Annotated in this window: 17 protein-coding genes; 7 read left to right on the top strand and 10 right to left on the bottom strand. The window is 41.9% G+C overall.

What is annotated here, in order from left to right:
• Positions 1–185 precede the first annotated feature (185 nt).
• Positions 186–410 (bottom strand): CopG family transcriptional regulator, encoded by a 225-nt coding sequence (locus tag RM368_RS03630; RefSeq protein ID WP_322692779.1) that lies wholly within the window; start codon positions 408–410, stop codon positions 186–188.
• 188 nt (positions 411–598) lie between these two features.
• Here RM368_RS03630 and RM368_RS03625 point away from each other — a divergent pair, with 188 nt between their 5' ends.
• The gene (locus RM368_RS03625) at positions 599–1,096 is read left to right on the top strand and encodes a hypothetical protein (protein WP_322692778.1); all 498 of its coding nucleotides are present in this window, start codon (positions 599–601) and stop codon (positions 1,094–1,096) included.
• Between the two features lie 311 nt (positions 1,097–1,407).
• Here RM368_RS03625 and RM368_RS03620 read toward each other — a convergent pair whose 3' ends face one another.
• From RM368_RS03620 to RM368_RS03610, 3 genes are all read right to left on the bottom strand, one after another.
• Positions 1,408–1,605, bottom strand: coding sequence for a DUF433 domain-containing protein (locus RM368_RS03620; RefSeq protein ID WP_322692777.1), 198 nt, complete (start codon positions 1,603–1,605; stop codon positions 1,408–1,410).
• A gap of 122 nt (positions 1,606–1,727) precedes the next feature.
• A complete protein-coding gene (locus tag RM368_RS03615) occupies positions 1,728–2,438 on the bottom strand; it encodes a hypothetical protein (RefSeq protein ID WP_322692776.1) in 711 nt (236 codons plus the stop codon).
• Between the two features lie 150 nt (positions 2,439–2,588).
• Positions 2,589–3,311 (bottom strand): Uma2 family endonuclease, encoded by a 723-nt coding sequence (locus RM368_RS03610; protein ID WP_322692775.1) that lies wholly within the window; start codon positions 3,309–3,311, stop codon positions 2,589–2,591.
• Between the two features lie 414 nt (positions 3,312–3,725).
• Between RM368_RS03610 and RM368_RS03605 the strand changes: the two genes are divergently transcribed.
• Positions 3,726–6,326, top strand: coding sequence for an ATP-binding protein (locus RM368_RS03605; protein WP_322692774.1), 2,601 nt, complete (start codon positions 3,726–3,728; stop codon positions 6,324–6,326).
• A 171-nt stretch (positions 6,327–6,497) separates the two neighbouring features.
• On the opposite strand, the gene RM368_RS03600 is transcribed toward RM368_RS03605, so the two are convergent.
• On the bottom strand, positions 6,498–8,075 hold the full coding sequence (locus RM368_RS03600) for an NAD(P)H-quinone oxidoreductase subunit 4 (protein WP_322685318.1): 1,578 nt from the start codon (positions 8,073–8,075) through the stop codon (positions 6,498–6,500).
• Positions 8,076–8,449: 374 nt separating this feature from the next.
• Here RM368_RS03600 and RM368_RS03595 point away from each other — a divergent pair, with 374 nt between their 5' ends.
• Positions 8,450–8,701: a hypothetical protein gene (locus RM368_RS03595; RefSeq protein WP_322692773.1), complete on the top strand. Its 252-nt coding sequence runs from the start codon at positions 8,450–8,452 to the stop codon at positions 8,699–8,701.
• Between the two features lie 53 nt (positions 8,702–8,754).
• On the opposite strand, the gene RM368_RS03590 is transcribed toward RM368_RS03595, so the two are convergent.
• From RM368_RS03590 to RM368_RS03575, 4 genes are all read right to left on the bottom strand, one after another.
• The gene (locus RM368_RS03590) at positions 8,755–10,008 is read right to left on the bottom strand and encodes a hypothetical protein (RefSeq protein ID WP_322692772.1); all 1,254 of its coding nucleotides are present in this window, start codon (positions 10,006–10,008) and stop codon (positions 8,755–8,757) included.
• Positions 10,009–10,161: 153 nt separating this feature from the next.
• Positions 10,162–12,264, bottom strand: coding sequence for an NAD(P)H-quinone oxidoreductase subunit 5 (locus RM368_RS03585; protein WP_322692786.1), 2,103 nt, complete (start codon positions 12,262–12,264; stop codon positions 10,162–10,164).
• A gap of 177 nt (positions 12,265–12,441) precedes the next feature.
• The gene (locus RM368_RS03580) at positions 12,442–12,828 is read right to left on the bottom strand and encodes a thioredoxin family protein (RefSeq protein ID WP_322692771.1); all 387 of its coding nucleotides are present in this window, start codon (positions 12,826–12,828) and stop codon (positions 12,442–12,444) included.
• Between the two features lie 612 nt (positions 12,829–13,440).
• On the bottom strand, positions 13,441–14,157 hold the full coding sequence (locus RM368_RS03575) for an NnrU family protein (RefSeq protein ID WP_322692770.1): 717 nt from the start codon (positions 14,155–14,157) through the stop codon (positions 13,441–13,443).
• 212 nt (positions 14,158–14,369) lie between these two features.
• Here RM368_RS03575 and RM368_RS03570 point away from each other — a divergent pair, with 212 nt between their 5' ends.
• The 4 genes from RM368_RS03570 to RM368_RS03555 all read left to right on the top strand — a co-directional run bounded on the left by RM368_RS03570 (position 14,370) and on the right by RM368_RS03555 (position 19,951).
• Complete coding sequence (locus RM368_RS03570) at positions 14,370–15,383, top strand: LysR family transcriptional regulator (RefSeq protein WP_322692769.1); 1,014 nt, start codon at positions 14,370–14,372, stop codon at positions 15,381–15,383.
• A 218-nt stretch (positions 15,384–15,601) separates the two neighbouring features.
• Positions 15,602–17,002, top strand: coding sequence for a serine/threonine-protein kinase (locus RM368_RS03565; RefSeq protein WP_322692768.1), 1,401 nt, complete (start codon positions 15,602–15,604; stop codon positions 17,000–17,002).
• 201 nt (positions 17,003–17,203) lie between these two features.
• Entirely contained in the window at positions 17,204–18,601 is a 1,398-nt protein-coding gene (locus tag RM368_RS03560; protein WP_322692767.1) for an ABC transporter substrate-binding protein, read from the top strand.
• Positions 18,602–18,904: 303 nt separating this feature from the next.
• On the top strand, positions 18,905–19,951 hold the full coding sequence (locus RM368_RS03555) for a PstS family phosphate ABC transporter substrate-binding protein (protein ID WP_322692766.1): 1,047 nt from the start codon (positions 18,905–18,907) through the stop codon (positions 19,949–19,951).
• Between the two features lie 56 nt (positions 19,952–20,007).
• Here RM368_RS03555 and RM368_RS03550 read toward each other — a convergent pair whose 3' ends face one another.
• The gene (locus tag RM368_RS03550; protein ID WP_012412419.1) at positions 20,008–20,727 is read right to left on the bottom strand and encodes a Crp/Fnr family transcriptional regulator; all 720 of its coding nucleotides are present in this window, start codon (positions 20,725–20,727) and stop codon (positions 20,008–20,010) included.
• Positions 20,728–20,820: the final 93 nt, after the last annotated feature.

Below are 20,820 nucleotides of genomic sequence, written 5' to 3'. Positions count from 1 at the left end.
CTATCTCTCCAGATGTACGGAGTTTTTTCAGAAATCAAATACTAGTCCTATAGTTGTATCCGTGTTTCCAGAAGAGTGCCCATATTCTGTAGAGTTAGTGTTGGATGAAGACTGGCTACCGGAAGTAAGCGATATTTAATAACTGTAATTCTGACTGTGTGGTAAGAAGCGCATTACGCAGCCATTTAATATACATTGGTGAGTTTTGTAAAAGTCGCTTTTACTTCTTCATCATCGGCAAAATCTCCAGTATCCGCTTCAGCAATCCCCTTTTGAATTTCCTCAGTTTGCCACTGATACATCTCTAGATAAGTGGCTACCGCTTCATTAAGTATGTAGCTGCGATCGCAGCCTGAATGAAGTGCGATCACATCAAGTGCAGCCTTTTTATCGCTATCTATCCAAAACATAATATTTTCTTGGCTCATTATCTTATAAAAGTTGTATTGCAATACATTATTCTATTGCAATATTTTTCATTGTAAACAAAGACATGATATTTAAACTTCTTCACAGAATCAGTGAAATTCCCCATCCGTCTATGCTTTGAGGTAGTTCATTATGGTGATACCAGTCAAATAGTTTACATATCTAAATTATGTCTTTGAAGTTTGAAGATGAATATGCTTATACATTGGATAATTTAGCGTCAGCATTGAAACGTTCATACGAGCAAATAAAACAGACCAGTACATTCTCTAGTGAGTTTGATTATTCACAGGCAATCGCAAAGCGTCTGCGTGCTTTTTATTGTTCTCAATTAGAAATTAAGGAGTTTCTTAAGAAGGAGGTGGCTCAAGCCGGTTCAGACTTTTTTGTAGAAACAGTACTCTTCTTTCTCAAGTTGTTTAATGATTTAGAAAATCTTGGCTTGGAAATCGCTTCAGAACGTCCACTCCAAAGAAAACGTAACACTATACGTCCTGATATTAGTGTCTGGCGTGGCAATGAATTACTTGCCATTATTGAATGCAAAACACAACTTGGTTGGCATCGACAAAATTGGGATGAGCATTTTCAATATCGGGAACAGAAATTAAAAGAAGTCTCCGAAGATGCAAAGATATTTCTTGTAGTTATGACTAGTTGTAATTGAGGTGGTTTTGGTAATGATTCAAGAGTTGGGGAACAACTATTTTGTTTACTGAATGAGAAATGGCCAACAGACAATTTTCTGACGTTAGATAGTCATATTGAACAACTCTTTGATAAAGTAAAGGCAATTGCTTGCGTGTAAATTAGTAAATTGATTTGAAGCAAGAAAACCCAGCAATTTATGTATCTTTAGGAACTACATTTTGTGCGAGCGCAGGGAGGCTAACACCTCAATACAATGGACAAGCGATCGTACTCAGCCTGACACTAGAATATTATTCGCAATCTTGTAGAGATGATTGGCGATGAAAATTAAAGCAGTAGACAGGCTTGGATATCTTCGAGTTCGAGATCGGGAAAATCCTCTAAAATCTCAGAAATAGTGACATTCTTAGCCAACATTTCTAAAATGTCACTTACACGAATCCTCATGCCTCGAATACAAGGACGACCACCACACTGACCAGGAGTTTGAGTAATGCGAGTCAACAAATCAACCCTTGAGTTCATGCAAGTATTTTAATATCGGGTACTTTTATTTAACTCTAATTCTGCGATCGCAATTATTCCAGCCTAGCATCTGGGTGTAGCAAAAGGGCAATCGCAATTATCCTAAGTTCACATAACAGCACCTAAGTTGAGCAGTTTTGGGTTAGTTGTAGCTTCAGATAATCAATGAAGTCTAGAATTTCTCTATCAGTGAGTTGTAGGCGCGATCGCTTACCATATTTCTGCTGCAAATAATTCCTTCCCTGCTCTGGAGTCCAATTTAATTGGGCTAAATATGTGTCACTTTGAGCTATCAAAACTGCATGAATTTCTGATGACGTTGTATTAAAAGATATTTGGATTTCATCTTGATGTAAATTTTGAATACAATTAATTTTTAAACTTACTTTTTGTCCTAAAGCTTGCCAGTCAATTTCCCTGTGTCCATTCCAGCTAACACCTATAGAACGATAAGTGACTGGATTATAAATTGCACAAAATACAATTGTTCTCTCTCCAGGACTAACTGCGATCGTCAATGGATGATGCAATTGTTCAGAAGTCAACGCATCAAGTGAAAGCAACAAACTTTTAGAAAAATAAGATTCACTTCCTGAGCGAATAACATAAGGTTTGTCTGCCAGAATATGCAAATCAGTTTTTTCTGCTTCTCCATGTGAAGTTTCGACTTTTTTATTAACTTCTATCCCTGTTATCACCCCAGTCAAGGCTCTCTCATAAATTGGGATTTGTCTTGTATCATCGGATAGCATGTACCAGCAGTGATCCGATTCTTTGCTGACAAAAACATATTGAGGTTTTGGGACTGCTCCAAATCCTAATTTAACTTCCATATTTTTGATGAAGGTTTTGGTAAATATATTTATTGAGCAATCAGTTATGACGATTTGTACCGTCAAGCTATTAGTTGCTTTACAGATATAATTCCCTACCCAGGAAGCTAATTAACATTAAGGCAGCAAAAAATACAAAATTTGGTGAATCTATAACAAAGTTTCTGGATCGACACCTAATGCATTTAATCTTTCAATTAACATTTTCACTTTTTGTTCTGCTTCTACTCGTCGCTGTTCTTCAAAAGTTGTGCGTTCATCCGCTTCCCTAATGCGTTCTTCTGGTGTCAGCAATCTTTGCCCTTCTTCGTCATACCAGTACAGCCACTCCCGTACTATACCTTGATAAATTCCTCGTTCTCGCCCAATTCCTAAACCAATTTCTGGTAGCCAAACAGGATTTCCTGACATTAAGATATATTCCCCATCAACTAAGCGATACACTTCCAAAGGTGTCTTTTTCCGCCGCAGGGGACTATACACAACGTAGTACAAAATTCCTAAATCTTTGGCATAAAATTCTTTCTTGATGCTGTATTCTTCTCGATATATTTGAGAAACAACTTCTAGCGCTAAAATTGGTGGTTGCTTTTCTTCCCACAGCACATAACTTAGGCGTAAATCCTCATCAACGAAGCGTTTAACTCCTAAGCTGAGAAACCCATCAGGGACAATCGCTGGTTTATCTGGGTGATAATAAATACCCATATCAACACCAAAGAACCAATCCCAGCGATCGCACCAAACCAAAGCTAGTATCGTTTTTAGCAAGCCGGGAATTAAATTTTGGAGTTCATTATCCACAGCAGTATCATCTGAATCGGGTAGTTCTTCGGAAGATGGCAAACAATGCAGTGGATTGTAGTTTAACATGAGCGGTTTTGCCAAATTTGATTCTAGGTAGATTGTACGTAATCTATTGATGTGTAATGTGCGATCGCAGCACAAGAATGAAAAATCATTTTTAGCGTAGACATCGCCTTCTATCTCTATTCTCAGTATCAAAATACATATAAGTGTAAAATCTTTACATCAAATTCGTGGTTTTTCGGTACTGATTCTCAGAGTGTCTAACTGACAATAGCAAAAAAGGGCGGAACTTTGTTCAACTAGAACATTACCAGAAGTCGCAGAGTATGCAATTTCATGGTGAATTTGGTAGCTGGGCTGATTACCTATATCTACCAGGAGAAAAAGTCTTCTCTCAACCTTGACTCAGAAAACGTGGCATAGCTGGAAATTAGCTAATTTTCAACCCAATTTTTGAGTTGTACCTAAGTATCAAATATGTCACCACAGATCCATTCACGAGTTTTAATCAAAAACTTCCTAACGGTTTTTTTGCCATTATCAGCGTTAGTTGGGGTTGTTATTGGGACTATCTATTATCAACAGGTACAAACCGAGCAAGTTCTACTCAAAACAAATGAACTCCGTAAGGTAGATTTACAAACGAAAGTAATCAGCGGAGACTTTAACTCGGTTGTCTCAGATTTGATGGTTATCTCTAAACAAAACGAGCTAGAAAGAATTTTAGACGGAGTAGATGGGCAACAACAGGCACTTTCTCAAGAATTCTTATTATATTCTGGATATAAAAAACTTTACGACCAAATTCGCTTTTTAGATCGATCGGGTAAAGAAATTGTCAGAGTCAATTTTAACCAGGGTGAACCAGGAATTGTCCCCGAAGAAAAACTGCAAGTTCAAGCCAAGCGCTACTGGTTTAATGACACTTTGCGGCTAAACCAAGGACAAGTATTTGTCTCTCCCCTTGACCTTAACATCGAACGAGGTCAGGTTGAACAACCCTTGAAGCCAATGATCCGCTTTGGCACTCCCGTTTTCGATCGCCGTGGGCAGAAACGAGGTATTGTGGTGTTAAATTATTTCGGCGCAAAACTGCTGGAAAATTTTAATCAAGCTTTTGCTAACGCCTCTAGCCAGGGAATGCTACTGAATGCCGATGGCTACTGGTTAAAAGGAGGGAAGCCTGAAGATGAATGGGGATTTATGTTTCCCGACCGCAAAAAACGCACTTTTGGCAAAACTTTTCCTCAAGCATGGCAGCAAATTTCTCAACAAGAATCGGGACAATTCCAAACTGCTGAGGGAATGTTCACTTTTACCACAGTTTACCCACTTGTCGAAGGGCAAAAGTCTAGTACGGGAGCAGGACAAGCTTTTGCGCCAAGCCAAAATCAAATCGATCCTAAATCCTATCACTGGAAGATTGTCTCGCGGGTATCGCCAGAGACGTTGACGACCAAATCAAACCGATTTTTGAGTCAATTGCTACTGCTATATGCTGGGTTAGTAGGATTAATTGGCATTGGTTCTTGGCTACTAGCAAGAGCTAGTGTCAATCGTAATATGGCCCAGCTAGAGTTAAGGCAATCTGAAGTTGAATTGCGAAAGCTAGTTGAGCGAGAAAAAATTCTTAAAACTCGTCTATCTAGTCAAATTCGCAACTCACTGGATCTAAATACGATTTTGAGTACAGTAGTAGTTGAAGTTCGGCAACTGCTACAGATCGATCGATGCCAGTTTTTTTGGTGTCATCAAGAAGATGAATCTATTAGCTTGGAACTGAGTCAGCAAGCTTGCGCTCCCGATTTAACAGAACCTTTAGGCTGTTCTCCTATCCAGAATGTGGAAGCCATAAGTGAGGCTGTTATCCAAGGAAATTTGCTTTGCTTTGATGACATTGCAAGCGATTCGTGGCTTGATTTCAAGAGTCGGAATTTACTTGTGACATTGGGCTTTAAGTCTCTACTAACAGTTTCAGTTCAAACTCAGTCGGGTCACTTGGGTGTGATTGTCTGCGAACATAGTAGAGAGCTTCGCCCCTGGAGTGATGATGAGGTGGAAATTATTCGAGGCGTGGCTGACCAGTTAGCGATCGCTATTGACCAAGCCCAATTATATAATCAAAGCCGCGCTGCTACTGCTGCTGCCACTATTCAGGCAGAACAAATCAACCAAGTTCTACACAATCTCAAAGAAACCCAAGCCCAACTGATTCAGACCGAAAAAATGTCGAGTTTAGGTCAATTAGTGGCTGGAGTAGCTCACGAAATCAATAACCCAGTTAACTTTATCTACGGCAATTTGACCCATGTAAGTGAATATACACTGGGTTTGTTGGAACTAGTAGAACTTTATCAACAGTCTAATGCTCATTCAACACCTGAAGTACAAGCTCATATCGAAGCGATCGACCTTGACTTTATGGCTGAAGATTTACCTAAAATATTAATTTCCATGAAAATGGGAGCTAATCGTATTCGTGAAATAGTTCTCTCTTTGCGGAATTTTTCTCGACTTGACGAAGCAGATATGAAACCTGTCAATATTCATGAAGGTATTGATAGCACACTACTGATTTTACAAAATCGCTTCAAACAAACGTCTGGAAATGCCGGAATTGAAGTAGTTAAGGAATATGGTGATATTCCCTTAGTAGAATGCTATGCCGGACAATTAAATCAGGTATTTATGAATCTGATTGGTAATGCCATTGATGCCCTGGATAGTTATAACAATAAGCGAACTCTGGAGGAAATAGAAACTAAACCCAGCCAAATTGTAATTCGTACTCAGTTACGCAACTTGGATCGGATAACTGTAAAAATTGCAGATAATGGCCCTGGCATGACCGAAGCAGTTAAGCAACGATTATTTGACCCTTTCTTTACCACAAAAGCCGCAGGTAAAGGCACCGGATTAGGATTAGCAATTAGCGCTCAGATAGTCACAGAAAAACACAACGGAGCTATTTGGTGTATTTCCGAACCCGGACAGGGAGCAGAGTTTTGGGTTGAGATTCCGATTAATCAAAGTTCTAAACTAGCGACTGCAAGTACCGCGACTCTATCCAGAGTATGATGCTACTCTGGAAAAATGAAAAAGCGCTTTTCCAGATACCGTGAAAAGTCAGAGTTCGATGGCTTATTTTTTATTTCACCGAATCGAAAATTTGGAATTAATAACAAAAAGGGCAGGTACAAAACCCGCCCTCAAAGTAATCAATATTTAAACTAAACTAGCGATCGCAACTTAATTACCAATTTGAGGCGCACTCAAAGAAACCTTTAGTGCATCGTCTTTTTGCTGTGCTAATGTCGGCACGGAATCACGCAATCTTGCGGTCAATTGTACAGTTGTAGCGTCATACATCTGAGTCAGCAATTTTGGATAGAAACCAATACCAATAATTGGAATTAACAAACAGGCAATAATAAATACTTCACGGGGTTCGGCATCTATCAAAGCTTGATGAGAAACTAATTCCTCGTTCTCTTTACCGTAGAAAATTTCTCGCAACATTGACAGCAGATAAATCGGAGTTAAAATCACTCCCACTGCCATCAAGAACACCACGATAACTTTAAAGGTAGAGCTATAAGCATCGCTAGTAGCAAAGCCAACAAATACCATCAATTCTGCCACAAAACCGCTCATCCCTGGCAATGCCAAAGAAGCCATTGAACAGGTGGTGAACATGGCGAAAATCTTCGGCATTCTCTTGGCAACACCGCCCATTTCATCCAACATTAGGGTGTGGGTGCGATCGTAAGTTGCGCCAACCAGGAAGAACAAACTCGCCCCAATTAACCCGTGAGAAACCATTTGCAATACTGCCCCACTCAATCCCAAATCGGTGAAGGAGGCAATACCAATCATCACAAAGCCCATGTGAGAAATTGAGGAATAGGCAATTTTTCGCTTCAGGTTCCGCTGGGCAAAGGATGTCAAGGCAGCGTAGATGATATTAACTACCCCCAAAACCACGAACACGGGTGCAAAATAAGCGTGGGCATCGGGGAGCATTTGGGCATTCATCCGAATTAAGGCGTAACCGCCCATTTTCAGGAGAATACCTGCCAATAACATGTGTACGGGGGCTGTAGCTTCACCGTGGGCATCAGGTAGCCAAGTGTGCAAGGGAATAATCGGCAACTTGACGGCGTAGGCAATCAGGAAGCCAGCATAGACGGCAAGTTGGAAATTGAGGGCAAAGTCTTTTAAGGCGAGCGATCGCATGTCAAATGTCACCGTATCGCCGTAAAATCCCATTGTCAGGGCAGACAGCAAAATAAACAGCGATCCGCCGGCGGTGTATAAAATAAATTTGGTCGCTGCATATTGCCGCCTTTTGCCTCCCCAAATCGACAGCAGAAAGTATATCGGTACTAGTTCCAGTTCCCACACCAGGAAAAATAACAGCATATCCTGGACGGCGAACACGGCAATCTGACCGCCATACATCGCCAACATCAAGAAGTAAAATAGCTTCGGCTTGAAGGTGACAGGCCAAGCTGCTAATATCGCCAGCGTGGTAATGAATCCAGTCAAAATAATTAGGGGCATGGATAAGCCATCTGCCCCTACTGACCAATTCAAATCTAGTTGGGGTACCCAGGCGTAACTCTCGACCAACTGCAAATCTGGATTGGAGAAATCATACCCAGTATAAAAAGCATAAACAATTAGTGCAAAATCTATCAGCCCTACGATGAGGGAGTACCAGCGCACTGTTTTGCCTTCTTTATCTGGAATGATGGGAATCAGTAGTGAAGCGGCTATCGGCAACAGAATAATCGTCGTCAGCCACGGAAAATTAGCTGTATTCATCACAATTCGTCTGCTATCAAAATCATGTTTGGCAAAAAGTCACTAGTTATTAAGTAACAGCTTTTTTAGGATTTCGTCTTCCTCGTTAGGTTGATTTAATTAAATTGGCAATCCCCTATTTTTCCTCTTGGGAGTCTTTTTTGACACTTGGGGGTGCAGAATGTGGGTTTTGATACTCTCAGTCAAGACAAAAATTTACCCTAAAAAAGCCGGTAAAATTATAGTTTAGGGGTGCGATGTCTACGACAAGCCGTTTTGCGTCTACGCATAGCCTAACCCATCGCTAAAAATACACGATGCTGTATGCGTGGTTCTTGAAAAAAGCGATTTGGTGCAAAAATGCATGCATCAAAGAGGAAATAACCATAATGATAATGGCACAAATTAAAAGTCAAATTTGTTATGTCACTAACGTAGATGGAGAAACAACAGATGTACTCGTCCCTATAGAACTTTGGCAACAGCTTATAAGTTCCATAAATTCTGATAACGTCAGTGGTTTAGCTTGGATTGATGAACAAGAGCCAAAAGCACAAATATTAGCCGATTTGCAAGAGTCTGTGCGACAAGCAGCAGTAGGACAAACTTTCCCAGTTTCTAAGCTTTGGGATGATATCAAAGCCTAAATTTATGGCATAAATCCGGTTTACACCTTCCTTTAAATTAATTTAAAGTTTCTTCAAGAAGACGAAACCAAGCGAATCTCTACAAAAGGAGTTGATACCTGACCTATCCAGAAACTTTCTTCTGACTTAGTATCTGTATTGATGGAGCTATATCTTGTTACAACTTCCATTGTGTTTATGTACGTAAATCGAACATAATATGTCCCTAGCCTAAGAGGTTCAGAAATCCAGTGGAAGCCATTTGAAGCAAATATACTAAGTCCAAACTGGTTATCTTTAAGCCTAAAAATAGTAATGTCTTGAAAGAAAGTGAGAGATTCTCCTGGCATGGCTAAGGGAAAATCAGAGTCTAATGTCCCTTCAGGTCTAATGCAGTAGCCATTCCACAAAATTTGTCTATCCGCTTCTACAAGCTCTGGAATCAAGATGTCGCCGAAGTTAAAGCGAAGTGGAATTGACTTGTTATTAACAATCCGAAGACCAATTTGGTTGAACACATAAGGATAAGGATGTTGCGGATGTTGCCGTCCTATTATTAATAGAGATTTAAATATGTGTAGAAGCTTACACAGCAAGTTTTTTTTTGGTACGAGCAAAACCAATTCCGGGACAATAGTCTCAAAGCCGATACCATCGACAACTAAAGTACTACAATCAGGTTCATTATGTTGAACTAAATGAAAATTTACAACCTGTGTTGCTAATTGCCCTAATCTTATTTCTTCTTGACTCTTAGCTAACTTCAAGCCATCTGTAGTTTGATGCTCACTTTTATATATGAATCGAAGCTTATATCTTGCGGGCTGAAGTGAAGTAAAAGACCAAAATTTGCTAGGTAGATTAGGACTTTGGAAGACTTCTGGGACAGCAGAAATCTGAAAAATAAGCAAGTTATTTTGCCAATAAAGATTTCCAGTTAGCGAAAATGATTTTGAATCTATAGGAGGGACTAATAAATAAGAAATTTCTCCAGGACTACTATGCTGAACTTGGCTAGTTAAGTTATTTCTTAATTCAGCTACTATATTCTTCCATCTTCGGAAAATAGATATGTTTGGTTGAATACTTGGAAGCGAATGATCGGTTATTAATTGCCTCTGTATTTCCTGACCCTGCGATGTCACGAGAACTGGTGTAAATACTTCATATAAATTTAGGTGAAAATCCTGTAAACTTTTGTTAGTGATACAAATACCAAACTGCACAAAGGTGTTTGTATTCTTTTCGGGAATAGGCAAGACTATAAGGTTAGGATTGGAGATTTTTATATATACGTCACCGTTTTCAATGATATTACTATCATTCATTTGCTTCAAAAAACGGAATGTGGGTTATATAGCTTGTATTAAAAAATCTTGTCATCTTTTCAGACTCAATTCTCAATTCTTCTCTGCGACTCCGGGCCTCTGCGTGAGATAAAAAATGATGTAGGGGCGGACATTTGCCCACCCCTATTAAAATCAGGTAACACCAAAGACAATCACTAGGCCCAAAACCGCCCCAAACACAATCAAGGCATAGAATTGAGCGCGACCGTTTTCTAGGTACTTCAGACCTTCACCACTAACAAGGGTAAAAAAGCCTGTGAGGTTAACAGCACCATCGACAACGCGGAAGTCAACTTCCATAACTTGTCTGGCTACGCGACGCAAGCCGAGAACAAAAAACCGATGGTAAATGTCATCAAAGTACCACTTGTTGAGAGATAACTCGTAAAGTGGTTGGATTTTAGCAGCGATCGCAGCCGGATCAATTTTACGGCCCAAATACATCAGCGAAGCTAAGGTAATTGCTACCAAAGAAATTCCCACTGAGGCACCTGCCATGATGTAGAATTCCGTCGGATTGAACTCGGAAGCCTTTTCTATAACTTCGGAGAGAGTTTCGCTAGGAGGAAAGATAAACTCTTCAAAATAATTGGCGTAAGGAGTTCCCACCAAACCAATCAAAATCGAAGGCACAGCCAACAGTGCCAACGGCAGCGTCATTGTCCACGGCGATTCGTGGGGGGAGTCGCTGTGATGCCCGTGGGAGTCATGGGAATCATGATGCTGACTAGTTGCCGCCAATTCTCCTTTCTTCATCGCCCCAGGCCCAAAATTCGGGACTGGTTCTTCTGACTCTAATTCCAAGACAATTGTGGCCGCAGCTTTCTTAAGTTTTTCCTTGATTTTCTCGTCAGTACCCCGGAATTTGCCTTCAAATGTCGAGAAATACATTCTAAACATATAAAAAGCAGTAATCCCAGCAGTTAGCCAGCCGATAAACCAGAGGAGTGGGTTAGCCTCAAAAGCCTTCCCTAAAATTTCATCTTTTGACCAAAAACCAGCAAAGGGTGGGATACCAGAAATTGCCAAGCAACCAATCAAAAAGGTAGTTGCTGTGATCGGCATATACTTCCGCAGTCCACCCATCAAGCGCATATCTTGCGCTAGGGCGGGGTCGTGTCCAACGACACCCTCCATACCATGAATAACTGAACCTGAACCCAAGAACAGCATCGCTTTAAAATAGGCATGGGTCATCAGGTGGAATAGTCCCGCACTATAGGAACCTATTCCCATTGCCATCACCATGTAACCGAGTTGGGAAATGGTGGAGTAAGCCAAGCCCTTTTTGATGTCGTTTTGGGTAATGGCAATAGTTGCCCCCAAAAACGCCGTAAACGCCCCAGTAAAGGCAATGACATTCATTGCGGCTGGAACGTCTTCAAATACGGGGTACATCCGGGCAATCAGGAAAACACCAGCCGCCACCATTGTTGCCGCGTGAATCAAGGCAGAAATGGGGGTGGGGCCTTCCATCGCATCTGGTAGCCAGACGTGGAGGGGAAATTGTGCTGATTTTGCAACTGGGCCTAAGAAAACTAAAATCGCAAACAGGACAGCGAGAAAATTGCTGATACTACCTGATTCGACGAGTTGGGCAAGGCGATCGCCCATGATATTAAAATCAAAGCTTCCTGTTGCCCAGAACAGCCCCAAAATGCCGAGTAACAAACCAAAGTCGCCCACGCGGTTGGTCACAAACGCTTTTTGAGCGGCATCGGCTGCTGACTTGCGATCGAACCAAAAGCCGACTAGCAAGTAGGAACACATCCCGACCAGTTCCCAGAATATGTAAACTTGTACTAGGTTGGGGCTGACCACCAGACCTAACATTGAAGAGCCAAACAAACTGAGATAGGCGTAAAACCTCACGTAACTGGGATCGTGAGCCATGTAGCCATCGGTGTAAACCATAACTAAACAGGCTACCGTTGTGACAATCACCAGCATTAGGGCTGTCAGGTGGTCAATAGTGTAGCCCATGCTCAGGTGAAAATTACCTGCTGCTGCCCATTCCAAGGTGCGGGTATAAGACGGATGTCCTTGGATTTGACTCCAGAGCAAGGCAAAGGACAGCACCATAGCTGCTGCCATCATGGAGATAATCACCACAGCATTAAGCTGGCGGAGGCGGTTTGTCACCTGATTCAACGAGATTAACCCTAGACCGACCAGCATTGCCCCAAGAAGAGGGAACACCGGAATCAGCCAGGCATACTGATAGATTACTTCCATCACTGACGCCTACTTTTAAAATTCTTGATTAGCGTGTCGAAACTGTTAATAATTGTGACTACACCCTTTAGGATAAAATAACCCACCCAAGACTGATTGGGTGGGGTATTAAGCATGGTTTTAGATTTGGTCATTAGTTATTTTTCCAATGTCCAATGCCCCTACACCCAATATGTATCAGGCCGATCGGCATTCTAAGTCCACTGTTTTTGAACTTTTGTAGATTTTGGGGTAATTGCTGTAGCTCGCTTTAATCTCTTCTAAAGCTAGACGTAAATCTTCCCTGCCGCGAAAGCATTCCAAGCGATGGCGAATAGTGCCATTTTCAATCAATAGTAAAGTGGGTAGTGATTTTAGCCTATAGGTAGTAGACAATTTAAAATTTTGATCGGCGTTAACCCCGACTAATTTAATTTCATCGCCGCACTGGGACTGAAATTGCAACAACAGCGGGTGAATAACTCGACACAAGCCACACCAAGGTGCTTCAAAGTTAACTAAAACAGGAATAGGAGATTCTAAAACTTCTTGAGTAAATGTCTGCTCACTAACCGACAACACCATGACGCCTCTTGGATTATAAGGTTTTTATATCAAACTAGCTATCAATACTGAATTGAGTAGTGCTGAGTTCCGAGTTCTGGTTGCTGAGTAGAAGTCCATATCAAAAAGTTAGGGGATTGAATGAAGAACTCGTTTCTTTTTCTTTTAGAGTAAAGCGGAGATTAGGACTACTTTCCAAGCAATGAATACGAAGTTACTTGCTTTTACTCAAAACTCAGGACTCAGCACTGCTTCAGTGGAGGATTGGCAAGTTACTAACTGCCGATAGATGCTTTCAGGACAGAAATTTCAGGACACAGAATTATTGGCAAAAATTGAGCGCGTTAATGTGTCTCTGACAAAAAAGCGACCCTAGAAGTCGCGTTGGCTTTTTTGGATGTTAAACTCCTGATTGCCGTGACTGCCTGGGGATTTGATTGAATCTGCCACTTTCTTTCAAAGAAAGGCAACTGACCAACGACTACCAATAATAAAATCTCAAGCTGACTGAACGCACCCCCACTGTTAGATGTTTGAATTTATCCTACATTGATTTGGAGCAATTGATAAGCTCGATCGGCTGAAATTTCCATATGTTTCGGATTTTCTGCTGACACTGGGGATCGTCTAAAGTTACCATCCTATACTACTAGTTGCTTCTAATAACAGAGGGTGTGACCACCAAAGTAAAGCTATAAAAATGCCAACTCCCAAATAGGCAGGGCGGAGAAATTCCTGCCATTTGAGAGATTGACGGCCGTCAAGAATTGCTTTAAAGGGAATAATTGAAGTTCGCTGTTTGGCAATTTCAAAGGCTTCTCCATAGCGATCGCTCAGGCGGCGATCTCCGTGCCAAACGCCAAACAAGTGATGCAATATCAATCCAATGGAAGTCACAAGGGTAAAGGTAGTACCCAGCCAGAGAGTGTGGGCAACACACCAAATTATTTGTCCTACCATCTGGGGATGACGGGTAATCCGAATAATTCCTGTTTCGTAGAGATGAACTTGGGGCTTTTGAATAGCAGCAATTTCTAGTAGATTGAAGGTAGCAGGATATAAAAACAAAAACGAGATTGCTGATAGCAGCCAAACAAATTCTCGCACTCCTGGCACCCCTTGTACCTGCCAAATTTGCAAACCATCATAACGGTGCCCAAAAAAGTAAATAATTAATATCACAGCCAACGGTAGGCTGACTAATGCAAAGAGAATGCGATAAAACCTTGGGCCAATATATTTTTCTGCCCAAGGGCGTAAAGCAGCGCCTCCACTGTGAGCGATCGCAAAAACTATTTGTAACCCCAGTATGACAAAATGACTGGGTGTCAACCAAGAAATCAGCAGCATATACACAGGTGAAGTAATTTAAAGAAAACTGAATTCAGTACAACCAATACCACAAAGTATTCAAAAGGGGACTTTAGTCAAGATGTTGTGCTACTGTCTTTTTCGAGTCAAGCCTTCAAGTTTAATATGCAACAAATCATATCTGGCTGATTGCTGCCAAACCGGATTTATTACGTGCATTTGCTCCTTTAAAAGTTTGTGGGTTGAGCCTTATGTCTGACCTTCCTTTCACTTTAGATCAGTTACGTATCCTGAAAGCGATCGCTCAAGAAGGAAGCTTCAAGCGTGCCGCTGATAGTCTTTACGTCTCCCAACCTGCCGTCAGTTTGCAAGTCCAAAATCTCGAACGGCAACTCGATGTCCCCTTATTCGATCGTGGAGGACGACGCGCCCAATTAACTGAAGCTGGGCATCTACTCTTAAATTACGGTGAAAAAATCCTCAGTCTCTGTCAGGAAACTTGCCGCGCCATTGAAGATTTACAAAATCTCCAAGGTGGTACTTTGATTGTCGGTGCTTCTCAAACCACTGGCACTTATCTTTTGCCCAGAATGATCGGTATGTTTCGACAAAAATATCCAGATGTGGCAGTGCAATTACACGTCCACTCAACTAGGCGAACTGCTTGGAGTGTCGCTAACGGACAAGTCGATCTGGCAATTATCGGTGGTGAAATTCCTGGTGAACTGTCAGAATCTTTAGAAGTTATTCCTTACGCTGAGGACGAGCTAGCACTAATTTTACCTGTGTTTCATCCTTTTACCAAACTTGAAAAAATCCAGAAAGAAGACCTATATAAATTACAATTTATTGCTTTAGATTCCCAATCTACTATCCGCAAAGTCATTGACCAAGTGCTAGCACGCTGTGAAATCGATACCAGACGTTTTAAAGTTGAAATGGAATTAAATTCCATTGAAGCGATTAAAAATGCTGTGCAATCTGGTCTAGGGGCTGCCTTTGTTTCAACTAGTGCGATCGCTAAAGAGTTACAAATGGGCGTTTTGCACCGTACTCCCATTGAAGGCGTTGTCGTCAAACGGACGCTGTGGCTGATTTGTAATCCCAATCGCTATAGATCCAAGGCCGCAGAAGCCTTTAGTCAAGAAATTTTGCCCCAGTTTGCTAACCCAGGATGGAATCAAGATGTGTTAAAATTAGCACAAAAAAGTCTAGTGTTAACTACATTGGAGGTAGCAACACCCACCTCATTAGGTGAAGACTAAAATCTAGTAATTAGTCCTTTGTCATTTGTCCTTTGTCCTTTGTTCTTTGTAAATACGAATGACCTTTCGGGTGACGCTCGTGCCTCGCTAGCGCTGCGAAGACAGCCAGTAGCTCATGGGAAAACTCTCCATGTACCCGTCGCTGGCTCACCAATGACCAATGACCAATGACCAATGACCAATGACCAATGACCAATGACTAATGACTAATCACGAAAATGGAAGTTTACTGCACTCGTTTGCGTTGTCCACGCCCACAAAACTATTTTGCCGATTTAGATGATGTTACGACACTGAAAACAACCCAGCAAAAGTATTGCACTACCTGTGGTATGCCATTGATGCTAGATGGTCGATACGTGCCAACTAAACTGCTGGGAAGAGGCGGGTTTGGAGCCGCATTTTTGGCACGCGATCGCCGAATACCAGGAATGCGTCAATGCGTGGTTAAGCAGTTTCAACCATCGGGGAATTTAACTTTAACTCAACTGCAACAAGCGCAGTTAATGTTTGAAAGAGAAGCAGAAGTTTTAGCACAACTTGGTAACGATCACGAGCAAATACCTGATTTATTCGCCTTCTTTCCAGTGATAGTTAATAGTTTGCAACCAGGACAGCAAGACCAATTTTTTTACTTAGTACAAGAATACATTGATGGGCAAAACTTAGAGGAAGAATTAGTTCAACAAGGCAAATTTTCTGAACAGCAAGTGTTGGAGGTGCTGCAAGAAATTCTGAAGGTACTAAAGTTTGTCCATCATAGAGGCATTATCCACAGAGATATTAAACCTTCTAACATCATGCGCCGTCGTGATGGTAGACTTTTTTTACTAGATTTTGGTGCAGTTAAGCAAGTAACAAATGTTGCACTGGGTTCTGCCGCTTCTTCCACAGGAATTTATTCGATGGGATTTGCACCGCCTGAACAGATGGCTGGGGGTCAAGTATTCCCATCTACAGATTTATACGCATTAGCTGTAACTCTTATTACCTTGTTGACAAATCAGGAAGCAGTTAAACTATTTGATGCCTATAGCAACCAGTGGAAATGGCGATCGCAAGTGACTGTCAGCCCTCGCCTTACTGATATATTAGACAAAATGCTGCTACCTGCTGCTAATCAGCGCTTCCAGTCAGCCCAGGAGGTTATAGATGCACTTAACTCACAGCCTCTAACCCCTATACAACTTAATTCACCCTCTGTAACACTTCCGCCACAACCGTCAAAAGGTTCTAATCCCGTCGTTCCCCGCCGTCCGCCAACTCAACCAACATTTTCTACATTGGAATTATTGGGCGGGGCGGCATTTAGTGGATTTGAGGGTGCATTGATCGCGATCGCTCTCTTCGGTCTAGTAAAATCATCAATAGTTACTTTGATTACTTCTGCCCTGATTTTAGGTATACTAATTTTTGCCCAAACCAGGCGGTGGATTGAAAAGTTCGATTTATTAATTATTCCCACAATTACTTTTGCAATTATTTTTTTTGTCCCCTTTTTACGGGGAGGTCTTGACCTTCCGTCAGTGGTGATTTTAGCAGTGGGAGCAGGCTTAATAGCTGTTTCCTTAACAGCTGTATTTCGACTTATTTATAAATTATTATCTCTTTTACTTTAAAAAACTTCTGGTGCTAACAGCTACATAAATGTCTCAGAAAAACGAAATATTTAGTCTTTTTTTAGGCGTTGTCATCACTAAACAGAATTTTGTTGCAAATGTTTAGTTGTGTTGGCACTACCACAGAAGCAGTACGAAAAGTATCACCTGATACTGGCACCATTTAAAGAATAAACATTTTTACTTTATTTAAACTTGTTCATGTCACAAAAAAATGAAACCACAATTTTAGCTTTGGCCCTGCTGCTGACAGCTGGCATTGTTGGCGGTGGGTTTTGGTGGTTTAGTAACAATGGAGCCAAAATTGGTAATAACATTCTTCCAAATCAACAACCAGGCAACAATTCATCCTTGCAAGACCGCATTAGTTTTGGGGAAAAATCTTTTACTTTGGGTGACATTTCTGCTGCGAAAAAAGAAGGAGTACAGGCGATCGCAGCTAAAAGTTATGATAAAGCGATCGCCAATTTCACAGCTGCTCTAAAACTCAATCGAAACGATCCAGAAACGTTAATTTTTCTTAACAATGCCCGAATCGCTTCTTCCAAGAGCTATACCATCGTTGCTTCTGTACCATTCGGCACTGACCCCAATGTTGCTTTAGAAATTTTACGCGGGATAGCCCAAGCCCAAAATCAAGTCAATAGCTCAGGAGGAATTAAGGGAGTACCGTTGAGGGTAGGGATAGCTAATGACGACGACAATCCAGAAATATCCAAGCAAATCGCTTCTACCCTAGTTAGCAATTCTGAAGTATTGGGTGTAGTTGGGCCGAATACTAGCGATTCCACCTTAGCCGCAGGTACTATCTATACTTCTGGACAACTTGTAGCCATATCTCCCACTAGTACATCTGTCAAAATTTCTAACTTTAGCCGCTACGTTTTTCGGACAGTTCCCAGTGATTTTATGGCTGCAAGAACTTTAGCCAACTATATGGTGAGAACCTTGCAGAAAAAAAATGCAGTGGTTTTCTTTAATTCTCAGAGTAACTATAGCCAGTCTTTAAAGTCTGAGTTTGTTTCATCCGTTTCTTTAGAGGGTGGACAAGTAGCCAGCGAATTTGACTTATCCAAGGCGGATTTTAGTGCGGCTAAAAGTATAGAACAAGCAACTAAACAAGGTGCAGAAGTTTTGATGTTGGCTGCTAACGCTGAAACTCTCGATAAAGCGCTGCAAGTAATTCAGATTAATCAGAAAAAGTTAACTTTGTTGGCGGGAGATGATGTTTACACCGCTAAAACTTTGGAAATTGGCAGAGAACAAGCTGTGGGGATGGTATTGGCAGTTCCTTGGCATATTGATAGCAATCCGAAGTCAGATTTTCCCCAGAAATCGCGGCAATTATGGGGCGCTGATGTGAGTTGGCGAAGCGCCCTCAGTTATGATGCCACTGTCGCTCTAATTGCGGCATTAGAACGCAATCCCACGCGAGATGGAGTCCAACAAGCACTCTTGTCATCTGACTTTTCTGCCACTGGTGCTTCTGGTACAATTCGGTTTTTAGCATCAGGCGATCGCAATGCCTCAGTGCAACTTGTAAAAATTGTTCCTGGTTCTCGCTCTCGCACTGGTTATGACTTTGAACCAGTGCGTTAATCAGCAATAAAAAATTAAAAATTAACCAATAGTTAACCTGGAAAAACCCTGAAGATGAGAAATTGAGCTTTACGGGGAAATTTCTTAGTATCAACTAATAACTTATCCTCACTAACACTCAAGTCTTGAGAAAAGAAACGATTAATCCCAGGAAAATTTATTATACCTTGGCATCTCTTGTAGTCAGAAGTGAGGATTTGTCAGCAGTTTTAATAAAACACCCGTCCTCCAAATACAATCTCAAGTAGCAAGCACTTGTCAAGTCAAGCACTTATATTGAATGGATGCGCGGGTAATTATACTATGTCCCAAAAAAATGAAACAACTATTCTTGTATTATCCATCCTCATCACCGTCGGGCTAATAGCTGGCGGTTTTTGGTGGTTTACTAGAAAATCTGGTGTCAATCTAAATACAATTAATTCTGGTAACACCAAAACGCCCCAAACCAAATCGGAACAACCTAGTGGCAATACTTTCACTTCAGTAAAGGATGTTCCTACAGGATTATTCAATTACGGAGGCAGTACATCTTGGGCACCGATTCGACTAGTAGTCGATCCGGCAATTCAAGCCGCGCGGCCAGAGTTACGGCTGCGCTATGTAGAACCCAGCAATGCATCGCCTGGTTCTGGTACTGGCATTCAGTCCTTGATAGACGGTCAACTAGCCTTTGCCCAATCTTCCCGACCAGTTCTAGATCCGGAATTAAGCCGTGCCCAGCAGCGTGGGTTCAGTTTGAAACAAATTCCTGTGGCAATTGATGGTTTAGCGGTTGCAGTTAACCCAAACCTGAATATCCCAGGACTAACGGTAGAACAATTAAAGTCAATTTACACAGGCAAAATCAATAATTGGAGCCAGGTGGGCGGCCCCAATATCCCAATTAAGCCCTATTCTCGCCGTATTGCTGATGGCGGTACTGTCGAACTTTTTGTCCAAGACATCTTGGGTGGTCAAGCTTTCAGCTCCAATGTAGAATTTATCTCCACAACCACCCAAGCCTTGCAAAAATTGGCTGATAGTCCTGGTAGCATCTACTACGCTTCTGCCCCAGAGGTGATTCCTCAATGCTCAATCAAGTCCTTGCCGTTGGGGCGCACGCAAGGGCAATACATTGCTCCATACCAAGAACCTTCTGTCCTCCCGTCTGAATGTCCTGGTAAACGGAACAAATTGAACATTGATGCTTTTCAATCAGGAAAATACCCGATTACCCGCAATCTGTTTGTGGTGGTCAAACAGAATGGTCAGACTGAGCAGCAAGCAGGTGTCGCTTACGCCAACTTACTGTTGACAGAGCAGGGACAGCAACTGATTACCCAAGCCGGATTTGTCAAAATTCGCTGACAAGAGCGAATCGCACTCAAGACAGAGTGGCGGAAATCGCCGCTCTGAACTGTACCTTAACCAGCTCTATTAATCGATTCTGCTGGCAAGCAAATGAGATTATCCCCTTGAGTCAAGATTAAACCACGTTGACGCAGCTTACCCATCAAGCGGGTAACGGTGACACGAGTCGAACCAATCGCGCTACCAATTTGGGCATGAGTGAGGGGAAAGGGCAGACAATAACCGCGAATCACATCAGGATCGGTGTCGCTCATTGCTGGCTCTCCATATTCCTCAATTAACAATGTGAGAAATCCTAAGAGTCGGTCAATTGTGCGGCGTTGTCCCAAGGCACTCAGCCACAGCAGCTTACGCTGGTGCTGATACCTAAAGGCATCCATAACTTCGCGACGGAAGTGAGGCCAATTGTCTAAATCATGCCAGTACATCCACAGCACCGCAGTTTGATCGACATGGGCGTAAGCCTGGAGTGTGAATGGTGACTGAGCAACAATTTCAAATGGCTGTCCCGCTCCCACAAAACCCAAGAACGCTTCTTCTGGGGTTCTGTTGATTCGTCGAGACGTTAGCTGACTGGCAGTAGCACTAACTTGGGCGGTTCCTACCATGCGGATCGCACCCCTTTGCACCAAATACAGCAATCCAGGCCGGGCTGGAATGCGCTCATCTTTGCTAAAGGTGCGGCAACGATAGTGTTCTTGAGCCCAGTCAAGAATGCGTTGCCAAGTCAAAAAAGGCCGTGATGCCTCAGAAAAGGAGGATGGAGATTGCATAGGTAACAAAGAGCGTTCGGCTGAAGACAAAGACGTAAATAAAAGGGTGCAAGGAGTGTCTTTGTGTTGACGAGGCAGGCTTAACGCCTAACA

Origin of the sequence: Nostoc sp. DedSLP03 (genome assembly GCF_034530815.1) — a bacterium.
GTDB lineage: Bacteria > Cyanobacteriota > Cyanobacteriia > Cyanobacteriales > Nostocaceae > Nostoc.
This window is presented reverse-complemented; position numbering and strand designations above follow the sequence as displayed.